This is a genomic window from Nostoc sp. XA010 (assembly GCF_020829625.1).
GTDB lineage: Bacteria > Cyanobacteriota > Cyanobacteriia > Cyanobacteriales > Nostocaceae > Nostoc.
In genome coordinates this window covers 284,261-303,746 of record NZ_JAIVFX010000007.1, presented here as the reverse complement: position 1 = coordinate 303,746, position 19,486 = coordinate 284,261, and the positions used below count along the sequence as shown (strand labels likewise).

Below are 19,486 nucleotides of genomic sequence, written 5' to 3'. Positions count from 1 at the left end.
AAAAGAAGCAGGGGGAGAGAAATTGCTTAATAATAACTCTCTTTCCTCGCCTGCCTCCCCTGCACCGCCTGCCTCAAGAGCTTATCCAAACCGTATTGGGTAAACTCCTGCTGAACTATATTAGGGGCAGTATCAAGTTAACTAAGCGGGTATATCTAAAGAAACTATTTGTTATTTCTCTCTTGAGCTTAGACAAAGGCGAGATTAGCCAGCCACTTGAACACCCGTTCACTCGCCAGCTTGCAAATCGTTGGCGCATCTGTTGACCATATTTCTTAGCAGCCAATCAGTGTTGTGGGATGAAAATGTGGCGGATTAACTCAAATTTTATCAAGGAGATTATGAGGTATGAGATATGAGTGAACCCTTGAATGTCCTGATGGTTGAAGATTCAGAAACCGATGCCATGTTAATTATCTGTGAACTGCGTCGCGGTGGTTTCAATCCAATCTGGCAACGTGTCCAAACGGCTCAAGAACTACACACAGCCCTAAATAGCCGTACTTGGGATGTCATAATTTCAGATTACCGATTGCCTGGCTTCAATGCTCCTATGGCTCTGGAAATAGCCCAGCAGAGTCAGAAAGATATTCCTTTCATTCTGGTTTCTGGCACAATCGGCGAAGTATCTGCTGTGGAAATGATGAAAGCGGGTGCTCACGATTATTTAATGAAAGACAACTTAAATCGATTGCCAGTGGCGGTGCGTCGAGAACTTCGGGATGCTCAGGTGCGGGTAGAGCGCAAACAAGCCCAAAATCTGCTACAAACATTAGCGTCTAATATACCGGGAATAATTTACAGCTTTGTGCATCATTTTAATGGTTCTGTTGTCTTTGAGTACATCAGTTTAGGCTGTCTAGACCTTCTAGAGTTAACACCAGAGCAAATTTTAGAAAATGCCTCTCTTTGCTTTGAACAAATTCATGTTGATGACCGGGCTGGATGTTATATAGCTGCCAAAGAAAGCGCTCAAACTTTAAAACCATTCTCTCATGAATGGCGATTAGTTACACCCTCTGGCAAACTTAAGTGGGTACAGGCAAGTGCTCGTTCAGAGTGTCGAGAAAATGGGGATATTGTGTGGCATGGTGTTTTATTAGATGTGAGCGATCGCAAACATGCACAAGAACTGATTACTCACAATGCTTTGCACGATCCATTGACGGATTTACCAAATCGGACACTTTTAGTGGAGCGGCTGGAACTAGCCATTAACCGAGCTAAACGAGCAGAAACCTACCGTTACGCCGTCTTATTTCTCGACCTAGATCGGTTCAAAGTGATCAATGACAGCTTAGGACACTTAGCTGGAGATCAACTACTAAAGACCATTGCTCAGAAGCTAAAAACTCATCTGCGGGGGGTTGATTTAGTCGCTCGAATCGGTGGTGACGAATTCGTAATTCTGCTGGAGGATATTTCCGGTCTTGAAAAGGCTATTCAAATTACTGAACGTATCCTGACAGATTTTCAAACACCATTGATACTTAATGATTCCAAAGTGGTTATCAGTACGAGCATCGGTATTGTCTTAGGAACAAAGGATTATTCTCAAGCCTCCGATTTACTTCGAGATGCCGATATTGCCATGTATAGAGCCAAAGCTGAAGAAAGAAGTTCATACAAAATTTTTGATATAGAAATGCACACTCAAGCCGTAAAGCGACTAACTTTAGAAACCGATATCCGTAAAGCTCTAGAACGAGAAGAGTTCGTTATATACTATCAGCCCATTGTTGACATACTTAGCGATGTCTACGACGAGCAAAGCCAACGCATTTGCCAAGCGTCTTGTAGAGAAGCGCAGCTGCAAGCATATCGGCTGATTGGATTTGAGGCATTGGTACGCTGGCAACACCCAACTTGCGGCTTTATTTTGCCGGAGCAATTTATTCCTATTGCCGAAGAAACTGGGCTAATTGTGCAAATTGATCGCTGGATGTTCTCGAGTGCTTGTCAACAAATAGCAAACTGGAAAACCAAGTTTGCTAGTCACTTTCCGCTCAAGATTAGTATTAACCTCTCTGCTCAAAATATTCGCCAAGCCAGCTTAATTGAAAACATCGATAAAACTCTAGCCCAAACGGGTTTACAAGGCGATTTTATTACCCTAGAAATCACCGAGAGTATGTTGATTCATAATATCAGTAAGACAATTGATTTATTAACCCAATTAAAGGCCAGAAAGATTCAAATCAGCATTGATGACTTTGGTAGTGGTTATTCATCGCTCAATTATCTCCATCGTTTACCGGCTGATAATTTGAAGATTGATCGCTCCTTTGTGAGTCAGATGCAGAAAGGAAACCGTAATTATCAGGTTGTTAGTACCATTATTGCTTTAAGCAATCAACTTGAACTAGCCGTTGTTGCAGAAGGTATCGAAACACCACAGCAACTTCAATGGTTACAGCAACTTGGATGCAAATTTGGTCAAGGTTACCTGTTCTCTAAGCCCCTAAGCTACGAGACAGCAGAAGCACTTCTGGCAAGTAAAAGTTTGTATTTATCAGCTTGTGACCCAATCTCTAGTCCCTAATCCCCAGTCTATTTTACAGGTTTTCTCAGTGTAGCTGCTACTTATAACCACCAAGCTTCTCAAATATCTTTTGATAAAAAAAGGATGAGCAAAATACCCATCCCAGAAAATTAACTTTTATGCAATTGATAGCAAAATTTTTTTATTGTACTTGGGTGGGGAAAGCACCAGGTTGCACGGCTATGTTAAGACTTTGCCCATTGCGACGTAATTCCATGCGTAAATCGCCCCCGACTTGGCTATTTTCTACTGCCTTTTGAACACTGCTGGCATCTGTGACTGTTTGCCCGCCAAGCTTTTGAATCACATCCCCAGCACGTATCCCTGCTTTAGCAGCTGGTGAATTTGGGACAACTGTCACAACTAATACACCTTTATCTTCATTCACACTCAAACCGCTATTGGGATCTGAGTTGATATTTTGTTTTAGCTGAGGCGTTAACCCTACCATCTGAATTCCCAGATAAGGATGTTCTACTTTGCCTGTAGCTATTAGTTGACTGGAAATACGTTGGACTGTGTTGATAGGAATAGCAAAGCCTAATCCTTGTGCCCCTTGGATAATTGCTGTATTCATGGCAATCACCTCGCCACGAGAATTTAGCAGGGGGCCGCCAGAGTTACCAGGATTAATCGCTGCGTCAGTTTGAATATACTCTACTCGCTTATCAGAAGCGCCGATTTGATTGCTACTGCGTCCGGTAGCACTAATGATTCCGGTAGTTACTGTATTATCTAGTCCAAGGGGGTTGCCGATCGCGATCGCCCATTCTCCCGGTTGCAGTTGATCTGAGTTACCCAAAGCTACTGAAGGTAGATTCTCTGCCTGAACCTTGATAACAGCAACATCGGTTAATTCATCTTTTCCTAACACCTTACCTTGCAAGGTGCGCCCATCCTTGAGTGTCACTGTAACTGTATCGGCACCATCTACCACATGGGCATTAGTGAGAATCCGACCATCGGCACTGATGATAAAACCTGAACCAGTACCCCGTTCTACCCTTTCTCTTGATTGTGGCAGTTGGGAACCAAAAAAGCGGCGAAAAAACGGATCGTTAAATTCATCTGGTATCCGGCTTCTTACCGTTCGGGAAGAGTTAATCCGCACTACTGCTGGCCCGACCTTTTGCACCACCCGTGTTACAAAGTTAGGATCTGTGGCAGCTAGTAATGGAGGAGCAGCATTTACTCGACTAACTGCCAAATTAGATGCACTCTCAGACACCTGCCGAGAATGTCCAGCCATATAGCCGCCTGCTAATGTCATACCTGATCCCAGAAGCACCAGCGATAGAGAGGCAGCAGCCTTTTTCCAGGGCGCTCGATTAGGGTATTTGGCTTCAGTAGTGTTACGTGAAATGCTATTTGATGGGTGTTCTCTGTCGCGAGATTCGTTTTGCATTGCTGTCTGGAAGGATATTTAGATGTATTACTAATGTAGATATAATTTGTGACAGTTTTGTTGCGAAGGTATTGCGTTGTTGTGAAAGCTTTGGTATTTTACTAAACCGTTTTGGAATATAGTCATTTGTAGACGCGCACAGCGCTGCGTGTTCTATACTATGCCTGAAGGAATAAAAATGGCACAGGGGAAAATCTTACTTAAACCTGGCACTTTATGGACAAGTGTTAAAGAACGAACTGAACATGCTTTGCGATGCGGGGCACTTCTGTCGATTCCGACAGAATTTGAATTTGTTGAACAGGATGGGGTGCGGTTTTTGGTGCGGATTTTGTCTAACTTGAATCGCAAAAAAGCAGACAAGAAGAAACAAGAAAAACAATCTGCTACTTCTGGTCAAGAGTTTAATCCTTTTTTGCCCTACGAAGAGGATTTATTTGTGGCGGATATTTCCGATACCCATGTATGTATTTTAAATAAATTTAATGTTGTTGATTATCACCTGCTAATCATCACCCGTGCCTTCGAGGAACAGGAAAGCTTACTTACCCTGGAAGATTTTACAGCTATGTGGGCATGTTTGGCTGATTTTGATGGTTTAGCATTTTACAACAGTGGCAAAACCGCAGGTGCTAGTCAGCGACATAAACATTTGCAATTAGTGCCGCTTCCACTTGTACCTTCGGGGCCGCAGATACCTATTGAACCTCTGCTAACAGCAGCACAATTTCAGGAATCGATACCTTCTGGTGCATCCGCTACGCCAACGGTAGGCTTTACCAACGCAATAGCAAAATTTCCTTTTGTACACGCTTTCGCACCATTAAATCCCCATTGGGTGCGATCGCCATTCGCAGGGGCACAAGCAACGCTGGAAGTTTATCATACTTTGCTGCATTCTGTGGGATCTGGTACTTATAATTTGCTAGCGACACGAGAATGGATGTTGATCGTACCGCGATCGCAGGAGCATTTCCAGTCTATATCTGTGAATTCATTAGGATTCGCTGGTGCTTTACTAGTGCGGAATGCAGCAGAAATGGAGATTCTCAAAGCCCAAGGCCCGATGACCATCCTCAAGAATGTTGCTATATGCTAAGTTAACTACTTGAAATGCAGATTTACGCACAATAACTCGTGAAAGTTTAAGTGTTTGACCGTACCAATTGTAGATTTTAGCTACAAGCCGCGCTGTGGGCGAAATAAGTCCAAAATTCAATGTGACATCTTCATCTTTTAAACCCTGAACGCAGATATCAAATAGTTTTTTAGGCAACTCAGCACTGGCTCAACACCCCGCTCTCGTTAACAATACTTAGCACTGCTGAATGCGGTTATGATCAAAGAGGCTAGGAAAATAACTTTTTAGCCAAAATACCTCTTGGATTGTAAGCTACCTTTTTAAATCACTTTTCTAATGGAAATTACTGAATTCTTTGAACTTTCAACTGGACAATGGCGATCGCTATGGTGCGATCGTTATCTAGCATTCGCCCACTTTGAACAAGTGCTTTCTAGCACTGACATTGAGTCTCAATCCGTCGATAAGTCGGCGGTGGTAGTAGAAATCTGTTTGGACAAGTCTAGATAAAGGTATGGATATTCAAACCCACGATCAAATATGGGAGTCAACCCCTAGCCCTTTGCGGTTTGAAGAACGGGAAAGTTTTGCTGATGAATTACCCGTGGTGAGCGCTTTATGTCGATTCAGCTTGAATCTATTAAATCTAAAATGTTACCTCCACAAGCTGAAAAAAAGATGCGCTGCTGGATTCGCAGTCGCCACTTGATTTGTTCGGGCAACTTTTTTATTTTCGAGACATTAGAATATACGACCATTGAAAGATTTTCTCAATGTGTCGCTTCTTTAGGAGGAACAGTAATATCCGTTGAACCGATTAATAAAATTTGGATGGGCGATCATCGCCAAGTAATTTTATATCAGGCAAAAGCTAGTTTACATACGCCTCATCATACTTTGAAACAATACTGGATAAAATCTGGTAGTGCATACACTAAATTTGATGAGCGTGTTTGAGAGATGCTATCCTGCGGAAATATTTCTGACAGGCGTCTACACTACAATTCAAAATTAAGTTTTGAATTTTAAATACTCCCCAAGGGGGTTGACGGCTAATTGTTAATGTCTAATTGCTAATTTTTTACGATGATTAGCTGTTAGTTATTAACAGTTAGCCGTCTAAGTTTGTTAGAGAATATAACTAAAAATCTTCCCAAGACGTAAACGACAAACGCTTTAGCACAAGTTAAAAAGGTAGCGTAGTTTACCCCGTAGGCATCGCGTGTAATAATTCTAGAAAGTGCATAGACGCGTAGCAGCTTGTCGCAAGACATCGCCTCAAAACTTCACCAACTCCAAATCGCGTTTCGCCCGTTGGATGGCTCCCTCTTTTAACTGTTCTCTAATATTCACTAAGGCTTTTTGAGCAATATAATATTCCACTGCTTCGTTGATGAATCGACAGCGATCGCGTAGCCTCTCCTCTGGAGAATCGCATAGCATCTCCTCTAGAGAATAGCCTTTTTTAATGACTCGATCAATTAGTTCAATTGTCTCATCTGGCAAGGTGATGTTAATCCGGCGATGCATAATTTTTCGCTTTGTCTTGCACGGCAATTTTCTTGTACATATCTAAAGTGTGTATGATTGTGCTAGTAAAGCGATCGCTTACCCTTTTAGTATCTAAGCATTTGCGCCCAGAATAGAAGAGTCATAGTGGCGTAGCAAATCTTCTGGATCATTCTATGAGAAGAGAAAAGGGTTAGAGAAGAGATGGCGATCACTTATAATTATAGCAATTGCCAGTTAGGTTAAGACATAACCTTATCGTAAAACCCTTACACCATAATACTTTCAAGCTGTTGCCTGTTGCCTGCTATATCTGCAATTGCGATCGCGTTCGAGGTGCTTAGGCGATCGTACAGTGCCGGAGGCGGACGCTAAGAAAGCTTGTAGAATTTGTTAGTTAATAGGGTAGGCATCATTTACCGAATCCCTATTGGTAAGAGATCAAGATGGTACAAACACCCGCTAGTCCAGAAACCGAAACCCTATTGATTGAGTTGCCTAAGTCGATTGGGCTGTATGTTACCCAAGAACAGTTTGCTGCTTTAGCCGCAGCCAACCGAGACTTGAGGCTGGAAAGAACCGCACAAGGAGAATTAATAGTGAACCCACCAACAGGCTGGGAAACTGGGAGACGTAATTGGAGTATTTCGGGAGAATTGTATTTGTGGTGGCGTAATGCGGGCGAACCTGGTGAAGCCTTTGACTCTTCTACAGGCTTCATTTTACCCAATGGTGCAACTCGCTCCCCCGATGCCTCTTGGGTGAGTGGAGAACGATGGCAGGCGCTTACTTCGGCACAAAAAGGAACGTTTGCTAATATCTGCCCCGATTTTGTGGTTGAGTTACGCTCTAGTTCAGATACCCTCAAGTCCCTGCAAGATAAATTGAGGGAGTATATCGACAATGGCACTAAACTTGGTTGGTTAATCGATCCGCAGCAGCGACGGGTGGAAATTTATCGACTGGGTAAGGATGTGGAAGTGTTGGAGAATCCTGCTGAGTTGTCGGGTGAAGCGGTGTTGCCGGGTTTTGTCTTGAATTTGCGACGGGTGTGGCATTGAAAGCATCTTGTTCGCTACGCGTTAATTAATGCGTAGCTTGCTTCTTGCTGGAGGCGAATTACGAATTACGAATTACGAATTACGAATTACGAATTACTTGATATCATCGCAGAGACGCTTGTCACTCTCACCCAAATTCGAGTTATTCTGTAAATAATCATGCAACCAATTGCAACCCCGCACCAACAAGTGGTCTAAATTCTCCACAGGCCACAACCGCGCTGTGTTGTCATCTGATGCCGTGGCGATGGTTTTGCCGTCCGGGCTGAAACTTACACCCCAGACACTGCCTTGATGCCCTTTGAATTCTTGTAGCAGTTGCCCGTTGAGCGTCCACAACCGCGCTGTCTTGTCATCTGATGCCGTGGCGATGGTTTTGCCGTCCGGGCTGAAACTCACACTATAGAAGACTGTGCCTTGATGCCTTTTGAATTCTTGCAGCAGTTGCCCTTGCAGGTTCCATAACCGCGCTGTGTTATCAGATGATGCCGTGGCGATGGTTTTGCCGTCCGGGCTAAAACTCACACTATAGACATAACCTTGATGTCCTTTGAATTCTTGTAGCAGTTGCCCTTGCAGGTTCCACAACCGCGCTGTCTTGTCCCAGGATGCCGTGGCGATGGTTTTGCCGTCCGGGCTGAAACTCACACTATAGACATAGCCTTGATGCCCTTTGAATTCTTGCAGCAGTTGCCCTTGCAGGTTCCATAACCGCGCTGTCTTGTCAGATGATGCCGTGGCGATAGTTTTGCCGTCCGGGCTGAAACTCACACTTAAGACTCTGCCTTGATGCCCTTTGAATTCTTGCAGCAATTGCCCTTGCAGGTTCCACAACCGCGCTGTCTTGTCCCAGGATGCCGTGGCGATGGTTTTGCCGTCCGGGCTGAAACTCACACCCCTGACTAAGCCTTGATGCCCTTTGAATTCTTGCAGTAGTTGCCCTTGCAGGTTCCACAACCGCGCTGTGTTGTCATCTGATGCCGTGGCGATGATTTTGCCGTTTGGGCTGAAACTCACACTTAAGACCCAGTTTTGATGCCCTTTGAATTCTTGCAGCAGTTGCCCGTTGAGCGTCCACAACCGCGCTGTTTTGTCATCTGATGCCGTGGCAATGGTTTTGCCGTCCGGACTGAAACTCACACCCCTGGCTAAGCCTTGATGCCCTTTGAATTCTTGCAGCAGTTGCCCGTTGAGCGTCCACAACCGCGCTGTTTTGTCAGCTGATGCCGTGGCGATGGTTTTGCCGTCCGGGCTGAAACTCACACTTAAGACTAAGCCTTGATGTCCTTGAAATTCTTGCAGCAGTTGCCCTTGCAGGTTCCACAACCGCGCTGTGTTGTCATCTGATGCCGTGGCGATGGTTTTGCCGTCCGGGCTGAAACTCACACTTAAGACTTCGCCTTGATGCCCTTTGAATTCTTGTAGCAGTTGCCCTTGCAGGTTCCACAACCGCGCTGTGTTGTCATCTGATGCCGTGGCGATGGTTTTGCCGTCCGGGCTGAAACTCACACTTAAGACTTCGCCTTGATACCCTTTGAATTCTTGCAGCAGTTGCCCGTTGAGCGTCCACAACCGCGCTGTGTTGTCATCTGATGCCGTGGCGATGGTTTTGCCGTCCGGGCTGAAACTCACACTTAAGACTAAGCCTTGATGCCCTTTTAATTCTTGTAGCAGTTGCCCTTGCAGGTTCCACAACCGCGCTGTGTTGTCATCTGATGCCGTGGCGATGGTTTTGCCGTTCGGGCTGAAACTCACACTTAAGACTATGCCTTGATGCCCTTTTAATTCTTGTAGCAGTTGCCCATTGAGCGTCCACAACCGCGCTGTGTTGTCATCTGATGCTGTGGCGATGGTTTTGCCGTCCGGGCTGAAACTCACACTTAAGACTGTGCCTTGATGCCCTTGGAACTGATTACGTTCTTTAATTTTATTGAGAATACTATCCAAAGCATAGATAGGGCTGATAGTTGGATATTCTTCTAGAGGGCGACCATCTTTTACCAAAGTTTTTAACTTTTTACCACTCTGCATTGCTGACACCAGCGATTCTAACTCAGTATATTCAAACTGTTTTAAAGCATTAACACCTGCCCGTTCTAATTCCGTTCCCTTTTGCGCTTCTTTTTGTGCTGTCTCTGCTCCTTGTAGCGCTGCTTGTGCTTGACTCAAAATAGTTTGAGCCTGTTTAGTTTTAGATTCCGCTTCCTGTTGTTGTCTATTTGCCTGTTGTGCTTTCTCTTCAGCCGTTTTGACTTGTTCGTTAGCTGTTTTAATTTTTTCCTCTGCTTGAGAATTTTTATTTTGTAATTCTGCTGCTTGCTGGTTTACTTTCCCTAAGTCTGCCTGTGCTACCTTAAATTTCACTTCTGCGGCTTGCTGATTCTTCTGCGCTGCTTGAAACTTTTGCTCTGCATCTTTCTTGTTAGTTTCTAATTCTTGCGCTTTCTTCTGTAATTCTAGCTGTGTTTTTTGCGTAGCTTGCAATTCAGCTTGAGCCGTTTTAACTTTATTTTCAGCCTCTTGTTTTTTACCATCAGCATTCTTAGCAAATTGAATTTGATTCAATGCATATAAAGATGATATAGCTGCAAATAATAATAGACATACCGCTAACCCAGAACTCACTCTCAACTGCATCCGCCCTTGGCGAATTTGCCGCTTGGCTTCTTGTTGAGCATTAACTAATATCTGCTTTGCATCTCGTTCAAGCTTCAGCTTCTCTTCTGCTTGCAGGCGTTGTTCTCGCTCTCTAGCTAATTCTGCTAATATTTCATTGCCTTGTTGTTGGCGAATGAACGACACAAGGTAATCATGAACCAATTGATAACGGTCAGCAGGCGATTCTGGTAACAGCAATACTAACCTTGATGCCACAAAAATCTCTAACACCAAATCTAGTTTATTGGCTTTTGCTGGCAAATCTGCGACTAACTCAGCACGAGTCTTCAGGGGACGAGTCCCATTCTCATCTGTGAGTAAATATAAAACCAGTTGTGCAACCTGTTCATTCTCCGCGCCACAATCATGGATGACTTCTTCTAAAAATCGCTCCACCAGTTTTTCTTTAGTGCCAAACTGACGATACTTTTCTAAAGTTGTAATTTTCTCAGTTTGTAATTGCGTCCCCACAATTTGTAACTCAATCGGGCGAACCTCCCCCAATTCGCCTGCTAAATCTCGCACTAATTCATCAATCAGTGCAGGCTCTAGGTAGAAGTGAGAGCGTTCAGTTAAAGTCTGCACAACAGCCATAGCATGGGCTGGCGAAAAGTTACCCAAGTAATAGCGAATATTTTTATCGAGAATATTATTATTAATTGCAGTCAAATTAGACAGACGGTCTAACTCTAGTAAATAATGTAAATAATCTTCCCGCAAAGACAGAATTACTTTTACAAAAGGAATATCTAGACAAACTCGCAAAAACTCATAAAATTCTCGTCGTTGACTTTGGTCTGGATAAACAAAGAAAAACTCCTCAAACTGGTCAAACATTAAAACCGTTAATAAATTTCGGTCAGCATTTTTCCGTAATTGTCCTAAAATAGCTGCTGAAGAATCAAGATTAGCAAATAATTGATTACCTCTGACTTCCTCAAAAGCCTTAGCTAAACATCGCCCCAACATCCCCACCCAATCTGTATAAACTCGCAACAAAATGGGTAAAGCATCTCGCTCACCAATAGCTTGCTGTTGCAACGCCGGGATTAATCCACCTTGCAAAATCGAGCTTTTCCCCACTCCTGACTGACCATGAATTACAGTCAATTTATGCTCAGTCCCGCCAATTCTTTCTCGCAAACGTTTAACATCTTGTCCTCGACCAGAAGCAGCAATTTCTTGAGCAATTGTTTTAGGATTTTCTACCTGCAACTGTGCAGAATTAATTGCCTGTCGCTGTGGGTTGAGATAAGACGCACCAACAAAAGCGCGAAAACCATACTGTTGTTCAATTTGTAATTGCTCTTGCTTAATATTAAAAGCTTTAAGATATTCACCTTGTTCAAAATAAAGTAAGCGTAACCTCTCTAATATAGATATATATAATTGTGGGTTGTAGTGATGATTACTTTCATTTTTTGCAGCTTCTAAATTAGTAATTGCTGCTTGAATTTGACCTAAACCCTGTTGTGATTTTGCTAAAATAAACCGATATAAAGCAAATTGATCTGGTTGTAAATTAGGTATCGCAGCTAATATTTGCAATGCTTGCCCTGCGTGTTTATGAGCTTCATCCCACTGTGACCGGTCTAAGGCTACCTCTGCCAAAAATCCGTAATCTTGAGCCAACTGCAACGATGTTCCATAATTTTGATGTAGCGGCAGAGATTTTTCCACAAGACTTTGCAACTCTGGCCATGCTTGTAAACGTCGTAGCACTTCACCCAGTTTAGTAATATGTTTTGCAACTAAATCTGAACGTTGTGCTTGTTCAAAAATTTCAATAGCTTGTTGAAAGTGAATTCTAGACTCTTGCCAATAGCGTTGATTTTCGGTCTGATTTTTTTCAGATTGGCGATTATAAGCTGAAGCAATATTAACGAGTAATATACCTTGTCGCTCTAAATAATTACTTTGTTGCCAGAACCCCAAACTTTGTTGATAATGTGCTAAAGCAGAATCTATGTGGTCATGTAGATAATCATTTAAACCAAGCAGAAACTCTAAACTTGCTTGAAGTGCTGCTTCTAATACTTCTCCTCGATTTTGCAAATCTTGACGGGCGGTTTCTAGTTCCCGGCACATTTGGGGATTGGGCGTTATATCACCTGCAAAGATTTCATCACTTTTTTGCTGAAGGAAATTGACTAACTCATCGGTAGGGTTTTCAAACTCGATGATAGTTGCCCAATTCTCTAAATCAGTAGCTAATCGAATAAATTTTTGCAGAAGTGAATCATTAACCCACAACAATATCGGAAACGGGAAATTCTTTCTAAACTCCTCCCGTACTTGGTTAGCTGAAGTCAGAACTGTATCAATATCTTTAACTGACTCCAAACCAAAAATCATTAATGTAAGTGGCTGTTCATCTCCCAGTTGTTCGCGTATATTTGTGTAAAGCGTTTTGACTGATGCAGGTAAAGTAATTTCGTGAATGTGTACAGGAGATAATTGGTGCAGACGTTCTACCATGCGCTGACGTAAATCAGCATAGTTACAGCGCAGCAAAATCAGCGAAAATTCCCCCTGAGAAAGGGTAATTGTTCGCACCAGAGTTTGCAATGAACGTTCATTGTCAAAGGCTAAATTTTCTGGCTCTCGCTGATTACTCATAACATATATAGGAATCGTATTTGATTTTTGAAATTATCTACGTGGGCGGGGAGTGGGGAGTGGGGAGTAAGGAATAGGGAATAAGGAATTAGGCTTTTCGGTCTGTACCGAGCTTTTTCAGAAATCAAATATTAGTCCTATAGCAGTTTTCCTTTGCATGAAGTACAAAGCTACGGGTTTTGAGGCAGGAGGCAGGAAGGACGATGGACGATTTCTGCTAGTTGTAAAAAGCTGTAGTTGTGAAGATGACAACTGACACGGCTCCCGCACTTACTGATGTAGCTCCCGCACTTACTGATGTAGCTCCCGCACTTGCTGATGTAGCTCCCGCACTTGTTGATGTAGCTCCCGCACTTGTTGATGTAGCTCCCGCACTTACTGATGTAGCTCCCGCACTTGTTGATATAGCTCCCACACTTACTGATGTAGCTCCCGCACTTGCTGATGTAGCTCCCACACTTGCTGATGTAGCTCCCGCACTTGCTGACAGCGTTAATGTTGTGCCATTTTACAAAATACATGATAGGTAATGGCTTACAACTTTACGCCCCTACAGCCGATTTACAACTTAAATTCCTTCGCTTCAGCCAAAATCGGATTGATATCAAACCAAGAACCATCCTCATCCCGGTATTCAAATACAAACATACTGCGGAGCAAAAGTTCATATCTTTCATGACCTCTCAAGTTTTTCTCTTGCGCTACCTCACGCAGTAATTCCCATTCATCGGGCGTAATTGCCAAAGTTAGCTCATTACGGCGTTGTTTAATCACTCTATTTACACACTCTTGCGACAAAGGTGGGTCTTCTTGCTGAAGACAGCGAAACAATAACATCAACAAGTTACGCAAATGACCGCCGCTAACTCGGCAAAGTCTCTCTAAACTATCAGGACTATCAAAAACTTCAGTAATCAAATACTGGCTTTGTTCCCAATTGACACCAGGAAAAGCCCTCGCCATGACCATCTGTTGCAGCAGCGTGATTCCCTCTGAAAATTGCGAACCATCTTGTAATTGCACAGGAACCATTGGCAAAACCTTGGGGTCTGCGCCAAAGCGATTTGTTAACCTGCCTAAAGCGTTAGAAAAAATCAACACTAACGGAATAGTATAAACAACATGACAATTTAGCTGGTTTAACTGTTCACCGCGTTCAACAAAGAGATATTCTGGCTGGTAATGACCGGAAGGCTTTAAAGAATTATCCACTCGGTCGAGATTATCTATAATTACCACCAGTCCTTTTTTACCTTGCTGCTTCAGTTTGTCTATAGCAGGCTTGAGCAATTCTTTGTTGATTGATTCTAAAATGCCATTGGTACGCGGTTCTAAATATTGGCGTAACTGTCCGCGAAGTTTAGGACTATCTTTAGTTTTGGCGGTAATCTTGGCAATACCTACAGATAACTCAGCCTCAACCCCAATATCTAACGGCGTTTGCAAAAACTCTGAAATTTCAGTAAATAAATTTTTAAAGTATCCTGGTTTCAAATTAATTTTTATTGCTTCTAGACTTTGACTCACTTCACGAGCGATCGCTAGTAAAATATCTGTAACATCAATATCAGCCATATCCAGGCTTTGGCTAGACTCAAAATAAACCACATGAAATCCCTGCTGTTCTAACTCTGTTTTGAGTCGCAGTAATTCAGTAGACTTGCCACAGCCGATATGTCCTGTAAACAATTGACAAGTAGCCTGCTCAGGTGAAAGGCGCGTGATAGTTCGCCCTAATTCTTCAATAATCTTGGCACCACGCACTTTAGAGAAATCAATATAATATTGTCTATCCTCCGGTTTGCTCACAACCAGAGTCTTACTGGGGTTGCAAGCTTGAAAAAACCTGACTAAATCTAGTTTCATCACAAATCACCCAAAATTAGGCTGACACTCTTGCCCATTTCAGTGATTATACAGACGATAAAGCCGCTATTTCGGAAAAAGCTTCTTTAGATTGACTGATTAAAATATCTAACTTTTTTTGTGGGGTGGGTGTCTCACCCGCCTACAACCAAGGGCGGACAAGATGTCCACCCCACAAGAAATATCTACAATTTCAACTTTTCACCGCGAATCGAATAATCTAATAACTCCATTGGGTGAATAACTGAAATCTTCTTACCTTGCAACTGCAAATGCTTCGTAATCTGCAAAGTACACCCCGGATTAGCAGAAGCAATTAACTCAGCACCAGTATTCAACAAATTCTCCACTTTTTGCCGACCCAATTCTTCAGAAACTTCTGGTTGCAGCATATTATAAACCCCAGCACTGCCACAACATAAAGCTGCATCTATCGGTTCTCTCAACTTCACCCCTGGAATTTGCCGCAATATCTGACGCGGTTGCACACTAATCTTTTGTCCATGCAATAAATGACAAGCATCTTGATAAACTAAATTCAAGGGTTTATCAGTCAGTGGCGATAGTTTTGCTGTTAACCCAACAGTTGCCAAAAACTCTTGAGCATCTTTCACTTTAGCTGCAAAATCCTTTGCCTTTTCCCGATATTCTGGGTCACTTTCTAAAATGTGACCATATTCTTTCAAAGTATGACCACACCCAGCAGCATTGATAATCACGAAATCTACATCCGTGTTAGCAAAACTATCAATCATCTGCCTTGCTAAAGCTTTCGCCTGTTCTGTTTGTCCTTGGTGTTCGGGAAGCGCTGCACAACAACCTTGAGATTTGGGAATCACAACTTCACAACCATTCGCTGTTAAAACCCGCACTGTTGCTTCATTCACTGGCGAGAAAAACAGCCGTTGTACACAACCCAAAATCATTCCGACTCGGTAGCGCTTCTCACCTTGGGCGCGAATAATAGTAGGCAAGTTATCCTGAAAAGATTTGAGAGTAATTTCTGGCAGAATAGATTCCATTGCTGCCAAACGGGGCGATATTTTATTGAGTAAACCCGTAGCGCGAAAGAATTTTGCAAACCCCAACTTTTGATAAACCAACAACGGAACTAATAAAACCCGTAAAAGGTTGGGATAAGGAAACAAAGAAAATATCAGTTGACGAAAAAATTGATCTGGCAAACTGCGAGGATAATTTCGTTCAACTTGATGACGAGTTGCAGAAATTAACTTGTCATACTGCACACCAGAAGGACAAGTACTCACACAAGCAAGACACCCCAAACAAGAATCAAAATGTTCTACAGTTGCCGTATTTAAAGCAATCTCGCCCTCATTAATTGCATCCATTAAATAGATGCGTCCTCTAGGAGAATCCATCTCCTTACCAAGCACTCGATAACTGGGACAAGTCGAGAGACAAAACCCACAATGTACACAACTATCAATCAACTTTGGATCAGGTGGATGACTCTCATCAAACCCCTTCAAATTCTTTAAACTAGCCGTATTATTAACAGAATTTTCTGAAACTTGCATATTTCTCCCTTTCCCCTCTCTATCTCAGCGTTCTCTGTGTCTCTGCGGTTAGTTAAAATTAAATCCCACCCACAAACCGACCAGGACTTAAAATATTCTTACTATCAAACTGTTCCTTAATACGGCGCATCAACGGCAAAGCATTCCCCGTGTAGCCCCAAACATCTATTTGTTCTTTAACCGCCACTGGTGCTTCCAGAATTGTTAAAAAACCTCTATTAGCTTGAGTGCGATCGCCTCCGGCGGAGCGTAGCTCATCGCGCACTTTCAATACTTGATTTTTATCCTCTAATTGTAACAAACCCAAACCACTACTTATATGAATTAAACCCAACTCCACCTGAGTCAAAATCTCTACAGCAGCAGTAGGTAACACTCCTATTTTGCAAGTAATTACAGATTCTGTGGCAGTAGTATGGATTCGTTCTTGCAATCTCTGCCATAGATTAGCCTCATCAGCATCGGCAAAAATTGCTCCATCTAAACCCAACTTTTGCCCAACTTCCAAAACTCGGTTTGACTGTTCCTTAACACTCTCACTAATACTTTGAAAGCGGGCAATTAATCCCAGTCCTTGGCCCAAACCTAAACTAGACACCAACTTAGCTGATAGCAAATCAGCCTGAACTGGTGTTAACGCCGAACCTCGAAGGATATCAGCCGCTTGAGATACAGCCTCTGCACTACCTGTAAGTACCACCGTTCCCGATGCCTCTGGTAGCGGATACACGCGAAAAGTTAGTTGACTAATAAAGCCCAATGTGCCATAAGACCCAGTAAGCAACTTCATCAAGTCATATCCGGCAACATTTTTAACTACTCTTCCCCCAGCTTTAGCGATTTGTCCATCAGCACGCACAAAGGTAATACCTAGTAACTGGTCGCGTACACTACCATAACGTTGTCGCAGAGAACCTGTATCACCTGTAGCAACAATACCGCCAATGGTTGCTGACTCTGGTGCTGTGGGGTCAAGGGCGAGAAATTGCCGCGACTTTACTAAAAGTGCTTGCAAATCAGAGAACTTCATCCCAGCTTCTACTGTGACAGTCAAATCTCCAACAGCGTGTTCAATCACTTGGTTAATACGCTCTGTACTAACTACAATATCAACGCCTTTAACTAAACCGCCCCAGCTAAGTTTACTGCCACTACCACAGGGGAGGACACGCCAGTTGTTAGTGTAAGCTGTAGCGATGACTGCGGCTAACTGTTTTTGAGTGCGGGGATAGACGATACAACTGGGAGAATTTCCAGAAGCGTAGACCCCTTGCGACTTCTCGTTAGAAATCGCCTGTTGGATACGTTTTTGCTGACTTAGTTCTATATTTTCCCAAAGACAAACAGCATTTTCTTCGCCGACGATAGATGCAAAATCAGAAGCGCAGACGGCTTGCGGCTTGTCGTTAGACATCGCTTTCATTTAGTTTATTTTTTTACGCCCTATATTTAATTTACTGGCTAACCTGACCAAAAAAGCACATTGCCATTAATATACGGTGGCTTTATTTTGTTATTTCTTAGCTAATTTTAATCAGTTTATCAGGGTGAATTCAGAGCGATCGCTAATTATAGTGATTAATGTAGGGAATTCCGTACTAGAGTTGATTGCCCAGTGAACCCAAAAATAGAAAATAATAGATATATGGACAAACGGTATTTTTTACAGGCTGGTGCAGTAATAGTCGGCACAGCATTGTTATCAAGGTATATCAATTGGGGGTCAGAAGCGATGACAACTTCTAATAGTGGATTTGAAATTACTAAACCTGAAGAAGAGTGGCGCACGATTTTAACGCCAGAACAGTTTAAGGTATTGCGTAAACATGGGACTGAACGCCCCCACACCAGCCCATTGGATAAGGAATACGACAATGGTACTTATTATTGTGCTGCGTGTGAACTGCCACTGTTTACCTCTGATACCAAATTTAACAGTGGTACTGGCTGGCCTAGCTTCTTTAACCCGATTGAAGGTGCGATCGCAGTTACTGTAGATCGGTCGTTGTTTATGACCAGAACTGAAGTGCATTGTAGTCGCTGTGGTGGACATCTGGGTCATGTTTTTGATGACGGCCCTGCACCCACAGGCAAGCGCTATTGCATGAATGGGGTTTCGCTGAAGTTTACTCCTGCCTAATTTACTTGCAATCGCACGCACTAACCTAAATTATAAAATTTTGAGGCTTGACCAAGGGTGAATAGATTGTTGACAATAACTTCTCCTACCCAATCCTAATGGACGAAGTATTGTCAATTAAAAAAATCCAACTCTTGGTCTTCGCTAAAGCGATTTACCTAAATATTTCTATTTATTTGAGTCGTTTTTCTCCTTTTTGTCTTTGGGATCTTTTTTAGGTTTTTTAACCTCTTTATTACTTTTTCTTTCTTTCGACATTAGCGTTCTCCAATTAGATTACTTAGTGAAAGCTTCAACATTTTGCCGTAAGTAAATCAGGAGATGACTTACCTGATATTTTTTAAGGCAAAAAAGAAAGTATCACACATAAGTGCTACTAACTACCATGATACGGTGTTGTTTGATTATCGTGGTTAATCTAAAATTTAAAATCCAAAATCCTTTGACTATTGTTCCAATAATTTTATCCGTTGCCACCAAAGATTTAGCGGATAATAAACCACAGGTGCCCACAAACTACTAAGAATGGCAGAGGCTAAGGCGACACGCTGGTAATATGTCCAAATATCTGTTACCTTGCGCTCATTCCCCATCAAAGTTAATTGCAAGCCAAAAATAGTTTCTGCCAAAACTGCCATAACAAAGACAATTACAGCAATCGAAATAAAATCTTCTTCGATAAAACGCTGCTTCTGGAGCAGAGCAGTTAAAATTCCCACTATACCTAAACTGAGGGCATGAGTAGGGTTAGGTGATGTCATTGAATCTTGAAGTAGCCCCAGAACTATACCTGCCAATGCTCCGGCAAATACCGTGCGCTTCACACTCCAAGCTACCACCCAAATTAATAGCCAGTTTGGGGCAATTCCCAATAGTTCCATACCCGGCAAGCGGGTTGGTAATAATAGTAAACATAACAGTACAGAAATAGCCGTCACTATCCAACCCAACAACTGACGTACACCGGGATGCCAACGAGAAAGTGGCTGGATTCGGAATTTCGATTTTCGGTCTGACAATTTTGGCTTTTTCTGCCTGCTACCACCAAATGCAGGAATCTTCAT

The 19,486-nt window shown here is 42.7% G+C and carries 15 protein-coding genes; 8 read left to right on the top strand and 7 right to left on the bottom strand.

What is annotated here, in order from left to right; genetic code table 11:
* Positions 1-355 precede the first annotated feature (355 nt).
* Entirely contained in the window at positions 356-2,542 is a 2,187-nt protein-coding gene (locus LC608_RS13830; RefSeq protein ID WP_229554082.1) for an EAL domain-containing protein, read from the top strand.
* Between the two features lie 142 nt (positions 2,543-2,684).
* Here LC608_RS13830 and LC608_RS13825 read toward each other — a convergent pair whose 3' ends face one another.
* Positions 2,685-3,947, bottom strand: a complete 1,263-nt coding sequence (locus LC608_RS13825; RefSeq protein ID WP_229554081.1) for an HhoA/HhoB/HtrA family serine endopeptidase — start codon at positions 3,945-3,947, stop codon at positions 2,685-2,687.
* A gap of 178 nt (positions 3,948-4,125) precedes the next feature.
* On the opposite strand from LC608_RS13825, the gene LC608_RS13820 reads away from it, so the two are divergent.
* The 4 genes from LC608_RS13820 to LC608_RS13810 all read left to right on the top strand — a co-directional run bounded on the left by LC608_RS13820 (position 4,126) and on the right by LC608_RS13810 (position 5,985).
* Positions 4,126-5,046, top strand: coding sequence for a phosphorylase (locus tag LC608_RS13820; protein WP_229554080.1), 921 nt, complete (start codon positions 4,126-4,128; stop codon positions 5,044-5,046).
* Between the two features lie 318 nt (positions 5,047-5,364).
* Entirely contained in the window at positions 5,365-5,538 is a 174-nt protein-coding gene (locus LC608_RS13815; protein WP_229554079.1) for a phycobiliprotein lyase, read from the top strand.
* Positions 5,539-5,542: 4 nt separating this feature from the next.
* Positions 5,543-5,737 (top strand): hypothetical protein, encoded by a 195-nt coding sequence (locus LC608_RS37270; RefSeq protein WP_308189870.1) that lies wholly within the window; start codon positions 5,543-5,545, stop codon positions 5,735-5,737.
* Complete coding sequence (locus LC608_RS13810; protein ID WP_229554078.1) at positions 5,647-5,985, top strand: CpeR family transcriptional regulator; 339 nt, start codon at positions 5,647-5,649, stop codon at positions 5,983-5,985. Before LC608_RS37270 ends, LC608_RS13810 begins: the two co-directional genes overlap by 91 nt.
* 321 nt (positions 5,986-6,306) lie before the next feature.
* Here the strand turns inward: LC608_RS13810 and LC608_RS13805 are convergent, their stop codons facing one another.
* Positions 6,307-6,558, bottom strand: a complete 252-nt coding sequence (locus tag LC608_RS13805; protein WP_229554077.1) for a hypothetical protein — start codon at positions 6,556-6,558, stop codon at positions 6,307-6,309.
* Positions 6,559-6,983: 425 nt separating this feature from the next.
* On the opposite strand from LC608_RS13805, the gene LC608_RS13800 reads away from it, so the two are divergent.
* Positions 6,984-7,598: a Uma2 family endonuclease gene (locus LC608_RS13800; protein ID WP_229554076.1), complete on the top strand. Its 615-nt coding sequence runs from the start codon at positions 6,984-6,986 to the stop codon at positions 7,596-7,598.
* Positions 7,599-7,691: 93 nt separating this feature from the next.
* Here the strand turns inward: LC608_RS13800 and LC608_RS13795 are convergent, their stop codons facing one another.
* Positions 7,692-12,875 carry a hypothetical protein gene (locus LC608_RS13795; RefSeq protein WP_229554075.1) on the bottom strand — a complete coding sequence of 1,728 codons (5,184 nt, stop codon included), beginning with the start codon at positions 12,873-12,875 and terminating at the stop codon, positions 7,692-7,694.
* Positions 12,876-13,120: 245 nt separating this feature from the next.
* On the opposite strand from LC608_RS13795, the gene LC608_RS13790 reads away from it, so the two are divergent.
* Positions 13,121-13,405 (top strand): hypothetical protein, encoded by a 285-nt coding sequence (locus LC608_RS13790; RefSeq protein ID WP_229554074.1) that lies wholly within the window; start codon positions 13,121-13,123, stop codon positions 13,403-13,405.
* A gap of 31 nt (positions 13,406-13,436) precedes the next feature.
* Here the strand turns inward: LC608_RS13790 and LC608_RS13785 are convergent, their stop codons facing one another.
* The 3 genes from LC608_RS13785 to LC608_RS13775 form a co-directional block, all read right to left on the bottom strand.
* Complete coding sequence (locus LC608_RS13785) at positions 13,437-14,741, bottom strand: P-loop NTPase fold protein (protein ID WP_229554073.1); 1,305 nt, start codon at positions 14,739-14,741, stop codon at positions 13,437-13,439.
* A gap of 185 nt (positions 14,742-14,926) precedes the next feature.
* A complete protein-coding gene (locus LC608_RS13780; protein ID WP_229554072.1) occupies positions 14,927-16,282 on the bottom strand; it encodes a (Fe-S)-binding protein in 1,356 nt (451 codons plus the stop codon).
* A 58-nt stretch (positions 16,283-16,340) separates the two neighbouring features.
* Positions 16,341-17,705: an FAD-binding oxidoreductase gene (locus tag LC608_RS13775; RefSeq protein WP_229554071.1), complete on the bottom strand. Its 1,365-nt coding sequence runs from the start codon at positions 17,703-17,705 to the stop codon at positions 16,341-16,343.
* Between the two features lie 222 nt (positions 17,706-17,927).
* Between LC608_RS13775 and msrB the strand changes: the two genes are divergently transcribed.
* Positions 17,928-18,422 carry a peptide-methionine (R)-S-oxide reductase MsrB gene (gene msrB / locus LC608_RS13770; protein ID WP_229554070.1) on the top strand — a complete coding sequence of 165 codons (495 nt, stop codon included), beginning with the start codon at positions 17,928-17,930 and terminating at the stop codon, positions 18,420-18,422.
* A gap of 446 nt (positions 18,423-18,868) precedes the next feature.
* On the opposite strand, the gene mreD is transcribed toward msrB, so the two are convergent.
* A complete protein-coding gene (gene mreD, locus LC608_RS13765) occupies positions 18,869-19,486 on the bottom strand; it encodes a rod shape-determining protein MreD (protein ID WP_229554069.1) in 618 nt (205 codons plus the stop codon).

Excerpts from the sequence above, each read along its gene's own strand:
- LC608_RS13805 (WP_229554077.1), bottom strand. The coding sequence starts at position 6,558 with ATGCATCGCCGGATTAACATCACCTTGCCAGATGAGACAATTGAACTA.
- LC608_RS13810 (WP_229554078.1), top strand. The coding sequence starts at position 5,647 with ATGTCGATTCAGCTTGAATCTATTAAATCTAAAATGTTACCTCCACAA.
- LC608_RS13800 (WP_229554076.1), top strand. The coding sequence starts at position 6,984 with ATGGTACAAACACCCGCTAGTCCAGAAACCGAAACCCTATTGATTGAG.
- LC608_RS13815 (WP_229554079.1), top strand. The coding sequence starts at position 5,365 with ATGGAAATTACTGAATTCTTTGAACTTTCAACTGGACAATGGCGATCG.
- LC608_RS13780 (WP_229554072.1), bottom strand. The coding sequence starts at position 16,282 with ATGCAAGTTTCAGAAAATTCTGTTAATAATACGGCTAGTTTAAAGAAT.
- LC608_RS13825 (WP_229554081.1), bottom strand. The coding sequence starts at position 3,947 with ATGCAAAACGAATCTCGCGACAGAGAACACCCATCAAATAGCATTTCA.
- LC608_RS37270 (WP_308189870.1), top strand. The coding sequence starts at position 5,543 with ATGGATATTCAAACCCACGATCAAATATGGGAGTCAACCCCTAGCCCT.
- LC608_RS13785 (WP_229554073.1), bottom strand. The coding sequence starts at position 14,741 with ATGAAACTAGATTTAGTCAGGTTTTTTCAAGCTTGCAACCCCAGTAAG.
- msrB (WP_229554070.1), top strand. The coding sequence starts at position 17,928 with ATGGACAAACGGTATTTTTTACAGGCTGGTGCAGTAATAGTCGGCACA.
- LC608_RS13795 (WP_229554075.1), bottom strand. The coding sequence starts at position 12,875 with ATGAGTAATCAGCGAGAGCCAGAAAATTTAGCCTTTGACAATGAACGT.
- LC608_RS13820 (WP_229554080.1), top strand. The coding sequence starts at position 4,126 with ATGGCACAGGGGAAAATCTTACTTAAACCTGGCACTTTATGGACAAGT.
- mreD (WP_229554069.1), bottom strand. The coding sequence starts at position 19,486 with ATGAAGATTCCTGCATTTGGTGGTAGCAGGCAGAAAAAGCCAAAATTG.
- LC608_RS13775 (WP_229554071.1), bottom strand. The coding sequence starts at position 17,705 with ATGAAAGCGATGTCTAACGACAAGCCGCAAGCCGTCTGCGCTTCTGAT.
- LC608_RS13830 (WP_229554082.1), top strand. The coding sequence starts at position 356 with ATGAGTGAACCCTTGAATGTCCTGATGGTTGAAGATTCAGAAACCGAT.
- LC608_RS13790 (WP_229554074.1), top strand. The coding sequence starts at position 13,121 with ATGACAACTGACACGGCTCCCGCACTTACTGATGTAGCTCCCGCACTT.